Source organism: uncultured Olegusella sp. (assembly GCF_947253395.1).
Taxonomy (GTDB): Bacteria; Actinomycetota; Coriobacteriia; order Coriobacteriales; family Atopobiaceae; genus Olegusella.
On sequence record NZ_CAMXYY010000066.1, the window covers coordinates 1 to 8,068 of the forward strand.

Here is an 8,068-nt window from a genome sequence, read left to right on the forward strand (position 1 = left end):
GGCTGCGTCATTTGAAATGATGTGTGGCGTTTGGCAAGCAGGGCACCACAGATCCCTGCGCGCTACAGATCCCCTCATCGACTTAGCTTTGCCTGTGGCTATGCTCATCGAGGAAAGCGGCAAGACGGAGAGCACGGTGATGCATAGCAGATTTGCCGACAGGCGGATTGCAGAGCTTGCCTAAAGACGCCAACGACAGCTCGGGATGCATTCGTCGTAGCAAGCAGAACTCGCGTAGCGCAGGCGGCAAAACTCGAAGGCCAACTTCGCGTTCTGCTCGATCTACCAAGGCTTGCTGTGTAGCTGCAGCTCCTGTGGAACGCGCTTGATTGGCAATCTCGGCATTTACACGACGATTAACGTCATTTTTAAGTGTCTTTACCTGGCGCACTTGTGACACTGCCAAAGCAGAGCGCTTGGCGCCAATTACTTGCAGCATTGATACGACGCCTTCAAAGCTTTTTAGATACACCACATACGACCCGCGTCTATGGTTTACACGGGCATCAACTCCCAAGTGAGTAGCAAGCTCACGTACCTCTTCGGCGAGACGCTCACCCGAAAGTGCAATCTCCAAATGGAAATCTCCTCGCGGATCAGACACAAAGCCGCCCGCCATGAATGCACCGCGCAAATATGCTTCCTGACAACAACGCTTTTTGACGAGCCTTGGTGGAATTCCTGACGCAAGTCCGCGCCCTGGTAACAAAATACCTAGCTGTATGAGTGCATCTTCCAGCTCTGCTTGATTGCGAATTTCAATCAAAAAGTTATGTGCGCGGTGCAGATTGGAGCGACGTACTGTAAGAGGTGTCTCCAAGTCAAACAATTTGTGTGACAGACGGATCATCGTGCGTGCAACGGCACCCGTTTCGGTGGCTACGCGCAACGACCAGCTGCCCGATCCGTGAAATGAGAGCGTGCCACAAACGCGCATAATGGCCGAAAGTTCGGCATAGGCGCAGTCAGGACAGTTGCCATCCACGCGAGAAAGTTCATCTTTGACCTGGGCTGTAAATGACATAAGCTAGCCTGACTGCGTGCTAATGCGCGTCGGACTCGCCTTTGCGGAATACGGCGAGCTTGAGATCACGGTGGGAGAGTGTCACGTTGTATGTGCGCTCCTTGAGGTAGGCAGCAGTATAGTTGGCAATAGCGACGCTGCGATGCTGGCCACCAGTGCAACCAATTGCGATGGATAGTGTTGGCTTGCCTTCGGCCACATAACCTGGCATTACGACATCTAGTAGACGCTTCCACGCCTTAGTAAATTCGCTTGTCACAGGGTGATCGAGCACATATGTTGCGACACGTTCGTCATTGCCTGTGAGATTGCGCATCTCAGGGTCATAAAATGGATTGGGCAAAAAACGCACGTCAATAAGCAGATCCGCCTCGGTTGGCAAGCCATGCTTAAAGCCAAAAGAAAACACATGGACATCCATGAGCTGCTGTTCGCTTACATGCGAGAAGTTACGACGAATACGGCCGCGCAAAGTTGAGGTGCGCATGCTACTGGTATCTATCACGAGGTCAGCGCGGTTGCGAACCTCTTGGAGCTGTGCGCGTTCACGACGAATTGCGTTTTCGATACCCTCACCAGAAATTTGTAAAGGGTGACGACGTCGATTTTCATCATAACGGCGACAAAGTACTTCGTCTGAGCTATCTAGAAAGATTATTTTGTAGCTGATTTCGTGGTCGTCAAGTTCCTTAAGCGCATCAAAGAGATCTTCAAAGAGCCCCTGGCTGCGTAGGTCACAGGTCACAGCTAAGTGGCGACCAGTTGCAGAATTGATACCCACAATATGCGCAAGTTGCAAAATGAGTCCAGGCGGTAGATTGTCAATACAGTAGTAACCCATGTCTTCAAAAGCATGTATTGCCTGAGTGCGTCCCGACCCTGACATGCCCGTGATAATCGCAACATCAGGCACCGTAGCATCTTTGGCTGCTTTGCGCATTTCACGGTCTTTGGCTGTCATACTGTCTCCTTTGCAACTCTCATCTAATCCTAGCGCAGATGAGCTTATTCGACCTCACAACAGCTTGAGAAGTCTGCATAGTAGAGAAAAACATCGTAATATGAGATTGATTCCACATTGAGTAACCGTACAAGCTCGTTTTTTATACTAACCACTGAATTTTTCTAGGAACTCGCTATTCCGATGGGTTTAGACTCCATTTTTTGGGTAGAATTTAAGAAGTAATCGATTAGGTCTTATTTCAGGGACAGGCTCTGAAGAGGCCTTGCGAAAGGAGACAGTATGGCAGTTAAGGTTGCTATCAACGGCTTTGGACGTATCGGCCGCCTGGCTTTTCGTCAGATGTTTGGTCACGAGGGCTCCGAGATCGTTGCCATCAATGACCTCACTTCTCCCGACATGCTTGCGTATCTGCTGAAATATGATTCTACGCAGGGTAACTACAGCCGTGACCACAAGGTCGAAGCCACTGAAGATGCTATCGTTGTCGATGGCAAGAAGATCACCATTTACAAAGAGGCTGACGCTAACAACCTTCCTTGGGGCGAGCTTGGTGTTGACGTTGTTCTCGAGTGCACTGGTTTCTACACCTCTAAGGCAAAGGCACAAGCCCATATCAATGCTGGCGCCAAGAAGGTCGTCATCTCTGCTCCTGCAGGCAATGACCTTCCCACCATTGTCTTTAATGTCAACCACGAGCAGCTGACCGCTGATGACAATATCATCTCTGCAGCTTCTTGCACCACCAACTGCCTCGCTCCCATGGCAAAGGGTCTCAATGACTTTGCTCCTATCGTCTCGGGCATCATGACCACCATCCACGCCTTCACGGGCGATCAGATGCCTCTTGATGGTCCTCAGCGCAAGGGCAACTTCCGTCGTAGCCGCGCTTGCTCCGAGAACATCGTCCCCAACTCCACGGGTGCTGCAAAGGCCATCGGCTTGGTTCTCCCCGAGCTCAACGGCAAGCTCATTGGTGCAGCTCAGCGCGTCCCGACGCCCACTGGCTCCCTCACCAACCTCTACGCTGTCGTTGACAAGACTGTCACCGTTGACGAGGTCAACGCTGCCATGAAGGCTTACGCCGAGACCATCCCTGAGACCTTTGCCTACAACACCGATGACATCGTTTCTCGCGATATCGTTGGTGAGACCCATGGTTCCATCTTTGATGCTACTCAGACCATGGTTCAGGACCTTGGCAATGGTCAGAGCCTCGTTCAGGTTACCTCTTGGTATGACAACGAGAACTCCTACACCTCCCAGATGGTCCGCACCATTAAGTACTTCGAGAAGTTCGTCGCCTAGTCGACGCGCTCCCCTTGGTAGCAATGGGCGCGGTGCAGCTTTCGGGCCGCTCCGCGCTCTTTTTTTAAGGGGAAATATTGGACGTGCGTCCAAACCCTCGTAGGGCTTTATTCGCACCAGTACAAAAAGGAGCATCTATGGCATTTACCAAGAAGACCGTCCGTGACATTGATGTCAAGGGCAAGAAAGTTCTGATGCGTGTTGATTTCAACGTGCCTCTCAAGGATGGTGTTGTCACCGATGACACCCGTGTTCGTGCTGCAATTCCTACCATTCAATATCTCAAGGAGCAGGGCGCTGGCATTATTTTGATGAGTCACCTTGGTCGTCCCAAGGGAGACGGTCCTGAGCCTGAGCTTTCGCTCAAGCCTGCAGCCGACAAGTTGGCTGAGCTTACGGGCTTTGATGTCAAGTTTGTTCCTGACACCTATGGTGATGAAGCTGCAGCAGCGTGCGCAGAGGTCAAGCCAGGTGACATCATTGTTCTTGAGAATGTTCGCTTCCTCAAGGCTGAGAAGAAAAACGATCCCGAGGTTGCAAAGAAGCTTGCCTCCTACGCTGATATCTTTGTTCTTGATGCTTTTGGTACGGCTCACCGTGCACAGGGTTCCGTTGTCGGTCCAGCTGCTTATCTGCCTGCTGTCGCCGGCTTCCTGCTTGAAAAGGAGGTCGATACTCTGACCTCCATCTTTGCCGATCCCGAGCGTCCCTTTGTTGCTATCGTTGGTGGATCTAAGGTTTCCTCCAAGATTGGCGTTCTTGACCACCTGATTGACTCTGCTGATACGCTCATCATCGGTGGCGGTATGGCTTATACCTTCTTCCTTGCCAAGGGGTATAAGACCGTTGGTACTTCTTTGAAGGAACTCGATTGGGTTGAGCCTGCAGCCAAGATGCTTAAGAAGGCCGAGGCCAAAGGCTGCAAGATTTTGCTTCCTATCGACAATGTTGTTGCCGATCATTTTGGCGAAGATGCAACGGGCGAAATTGTTGCTTCCGATGCTATTCCCGAAGATCGCATGGGTATGGATATTGGCCCCGAGACTATCGAGCTGTACTGCGATGCTGTTAAGGCCGCAAAGACCGTCTTTTGGAATGGTCCCATGGGTGTCTTTGAGATGGATCAGTTTGCAAAGGGCACCGAGGCTGTTGCTCGCGCCATTGCAGATTCTGAGTGCACATCTATCATCGGTGGTGGCGACTCTGTTGCCGCTATCAACAAGTTCAACCTTGCTGACAAGATGAGCTGGATTTCCACGGGCGGTGGAGCCTCGATGGAGCTCGTTGAAGGCAAGGCTCTTCCTGGAGTGGAGGCGCTTCTCGATGCGTAAAAGGATGATTGCTGGTAACTGGAAAATGAATATGACCTACACCGAGGGCGTTGTCCTCGCACAGGGTCTTGCTCGTGAACTCGAGGGTGGCACGGGTGACGTAGACGTGGTCGTTTGCCCCCCTGCGGTTGACCTCAAGGGTGTTTCTGAGGTCATTGAGCACGAGTCTGCTCCCTTTGCCCTCGGTGGACAGAATGTCTACTGGGAGGAGAAGGGCGCCTATACGGGAGAGACCGCTCCCAACATGCTGGAGTCTGTTGGTGCTACCTACTGCATCATTGGTCACTCTGAGCGTCGCGGTTACTTTGGCGAGACCGATGAGGACATCAACCGCAAAGCCAAGGCTCTGATGGCTCACAATATTGTGCCCATCAGCTGCTGTGGTGAGTCTCTTGAGATTCGCGAGGCTGGCACCCATGTTGCCTTTGTCGTTGACCAGATCAAAAAGGACACCGAGGGCCTCGAGATTACCGATCCCTCCAAGTATGTTATTGCGTATGAGCCCATCTGGGCTATCGGTACAGGCAAGACTGCTACCGCTGATGATGCTCAGGAAGTTTGCGGTGCAATCCGCGAGACCTTGACTGAGATTTTTGGCAAGGAAATCGCTGATGGTATCCGCATTCTCTATGGTGGCTCGGCAAAGCCCGATAACGTAGCTGGTTTCTTGGAGAAGCAAGACGTTGATGGTGCGCTTGTTGGTGGCGCATCTCTTAAGGCCGATAGCTTTGCTGCTATGGTCAAAGCTGCAATGTAAGTAGCGTTGTGCTGACATCTGGGGCTGCTACGCAGCCCCGTTTGTCTTGCTTGCATAGCGTTGTATGGTGGTATCCAAGCCTCGTCGCTTTGTGCGGCGAGGCTTTCTCTGTACTGCTCTCAATTTATTGATGCACTGTTATTGTTGCGTGCTGAGGTAGGTAGAGGCACAACAAAAAAGCTCACTTTTCATCTCCTGTTGGAACGCGCTCTGCTTGCCGAAGAAATTGCTTGTAGCAACCATAAGCTAACATTAACTTTTCTTAATATCAGCCCTTTTATTGCAAACTAAGGCACTTTCACCGACCAAAAGCCTTGCCACAAACTCAAGGACTCTTTAGCATCTAACAGGGAAGATGTGGGTATGGAGAATGAGGCACATCATGGATTTGGGAAAGACTACTAACCATGGTCTGGGTGGTTTTAAAAACCTGCCACGTAAGCGGCTTGCTGCCATCGTTGCGGCAGCAGCTGTGTTTGCGTTGGTGGTGATTTTTTTTGTTATACGCTCATGCGCGAGTGCGCCAGGAGATGCGGTCTATGTGCAGTCAGTTGCAAATGTCAACATTGCTGCCACCGATGCCCAAGTAGGACGCTATTCGGGTGTTGTTGAATCAGCAGGATCGCAAAAAGTAAGTTTTGATAATGAGCGCACTCTTGACAAGGTTTCTGTCAAAGTGGGCGATCATGTCAAAGCAGGTCAGGTACTTTTTAGCTACGATACAACTTCCCTCAAGCTCACAGCTGAAAAAACTCAGATTGAAATAGACCGTCTAGATCAGACCATTGCAAATAGTAGTGAGCAAATCAATCAGCTTCAAAAGCAGGCAAATAATTCCTCGGGTGATGAGCGTCTTGATGCACTTGCACAAATTGGACAGCTTCAGGCTGATATTGCTCAAGCTCAGTACGACAAGAAAACCAAAACAGCCGAGCTTGAACGTCTCCGAGCAAGCATCAAAGATCCTTCGGTCAAAGCTGAAATTTCCGGCACCATTGAGAAAATCGATATGAACGTTATTTCTGGATCGGATCAGAACAACGGTGATGCAACTCCTACTGCAGACGAGGGCAATGATGACAACGGTGGCAGCGGATCAGCTAATGGTGACAGCGCTTTTATCACCATTCTTGCTGATGGTGATTTTCGTGTAAAAACCGTTGCAAATGAGCAGGGCATCGGTTCTATTTCCAATGGTATGGAAGTTATTGTGCGTTCTCGCGTAGACACTACCCAGACGTGGAAGGGCAAGGTTGGCAGCATTGACTCCAAGCCTCAAACGAGTAATGAAAATGAAGGTATGGAAGGCGGTAATGGAGGCGAAGCTTCCAAGTACAGCTTTTATGTTAATCTCAGCGTTTCAAAGGGTTTGATGCTTGGTCAGCATGTGACAGTTGAGCCCGACCAGGGCCAGGCAGGCAACCTCAAAGGTATCTGGATTGATATGGGCTGGATTGTGACTGAAGGCGATAAGTCTTTTGTGTGGGTAACTGATCACGAGGGAGGCAAACTCACTCGCCGGGAAATCAAGATTGGCGAGAAGAACGATGAGCTTGCAGCTGTACAGGTACGTGAAGGCTTGAGCAACAGTGATTTTATTGCGTGGCCAGCTGATAATTGCAAAGAAGGTGCTCCCACAACAACCGAGATGGTTATTCCTGAGCCGGGCGATGGGCAGGACGCTGGTGGCGGCTCCGAGCAGGGAGGCGGACAAAACAACCCTGGGCAAAACGGTAATGGTAGTGAAGAGCCTTCGGTAACGCCTTATGCTGGTTCTGCTGCAGATGGTGATGACAAATGAGTGCAGCACATCTCTCAACGCGCATTTTAGCCACGGGTGAGCAGAGCCATAACTCGCATAAGCTTTCAGCTTTGCCGACCATAGCCCCCGGTTCTGCTTTAAAGCCTCTTGAGACGGGTGATTTGGCGCCAACGACAAAGGCGGTTTTGCCCGTAAATTTGCCGGTTATTAACGCCAACAATCAGGCAGATGATCTTGAAGATACCAATTCTTTGCGCATTAAGCAGACTTCGTCAGAGTCATTGACGTTATCGGGGAAGCATCTGCTTGACCTTCGTGACGTCTTTAAGACATATGGTATTGGTGAGATGGAAGTGCCTGTCTTGCACAATATCAATCTGACGGTAGATGATGGTGAATACGTTGCTATTATGGGCCCTTCTGGCTCGGGTAAGTCTACATTAATGAATATCATCGGCTGCCTCGATGTGGTAACAAAGGGCACGTATTTGCTTGATGGCACAGACGTTTCCAATCTCAGCGATGATGCGCAGGCGCAGTTTCGCAATCGTACCATTGGTTTTGTCTTTCAAAATTTCAATTTGATGCCACGCGAAACTGCTGTAGAAAACGTTGCACTACCCATGATATATGCAGGTATTGGCCGCGCGGAGCGTCGCGAGCGAGCCTACAAGGCGCTTGAACGCGTAGGTCTTGCCGATCGTGCAGAGTTTTTGCCAACCAAGCTATCTGGTGGTCAGTGTCAGCGCGTTGCTATTGCACGTGCCATTGTGATGCATCCTCGTCTGTTGCTTGCTGATGAACCAACAGGAGCTCTGGATTCAGTTTCGGGAAAGCAAGTTATGGAACTTTTTGCCGAACTTAATGCCTCGGGTATGGCTGTTGTGATGATTACTCATGATCCTACTATTGCCGATCATGCCCA

At 50.5% G+C, this 8,068-nt stretch carries 7 protein-coding genes; 5 read left to right on the top strand and 2 right to left on the bottom strand.

Features of this window, described 5'->3' with window-relative positions; all coding sequences use genetic code 11:
* Positions 1-82: 82 nt before the first annotated feature.
* Both whiA and rapZ read right to left on the bottom strand, forming a co-directional pair.
* Positions 83-1,024, bottom strand: a complete 942-nt coding sequence (gene whiA, locus Q0X25_RS06005; RefSeq protein ID WP_298579964.1) for a DNA-binding protein WhiA — start codon at positions 1,022-1,024, stop codon at positions 83-85.
* Positions 1,025-1,043: 19 nt separating this feature from the next.
* Positions 1,044-1,985, bottom strand: a complete 942-nt coding sequence (gene rapZ / locus Q0X25_RS06010; protein WP_298579966.1) for an RNase adapter RapZ — start codon at positions 1,983-1,985, stop codon at positions 1,044-1,046.
* Between the two features lie 282 nt (positions 1,986-2,267).
* Between rapZ and gap the strand changes: the two genes are divergently transcribed.
* From gap to Q0X25_RS06035, 5 genes are all read left to right on the top strand, one after another.
* A complete protein-coding gene (gap, locus tag Q0X25_RS06015) occupies positions 2,268-3,293 on the top strand; it encodes a type I glyceraldehyde-3-phosphate dehydrogenase (RefSeq protein ID WP_021625730.1) in 1,026 nt (341 codons plus the stop codon).
* Positions 3,294-3,430: 137 nt separating this feature from the next.
* The gene (gene pgk / locus Q0X25_RS06020; RefSeq protein ID WP_298579971.1) at positions 3,431-4,624 is read left to right on the top strand and encodes a phosphoglycerate kinase; all 1,194 of its coding nucleotides are present in this window, start codon (positions 3,431-3,433) and stop codon (positions 4,622-4,624) included.
* Complete coding sequence (tpiA, locus tag Q0X25_RS06025; protein ID WP_298579974.1) at positions 4,617-5,381, top strand: triose-phosphate isomerase; 765 nt, start codon at positions 4,617-4,619, stop codon at positions 5,379-5,381. The genes pgk and tpiA overlap by 8 nt, the downstream gene beginning before the upstream one ends.
* A 382-nt stretch (positions 5,382-5,763) precedes the next feature.
* A complete protein-coding gene (locus Q0X25_RS06030; RefSeq protein ID WP_298579976.1) occupies positions 5,764-7,182 on the top strand; it encodes an efflux RND transporter periplasmic adaptor subunit in 1,419 nt (472 codons plus the stop codon).
* Positions 7,179-8,068: ABC transporter ATP-binding protein (locus tag Q0X25_RS06035; protein ID WP_298579979.1), on the top strand; the 890-nt coding region annotated here is incomplete at its 3' end. The genes Q0X25_RS06030 and Q0X25_RS06035, both read left to right, overlap by 4 nt.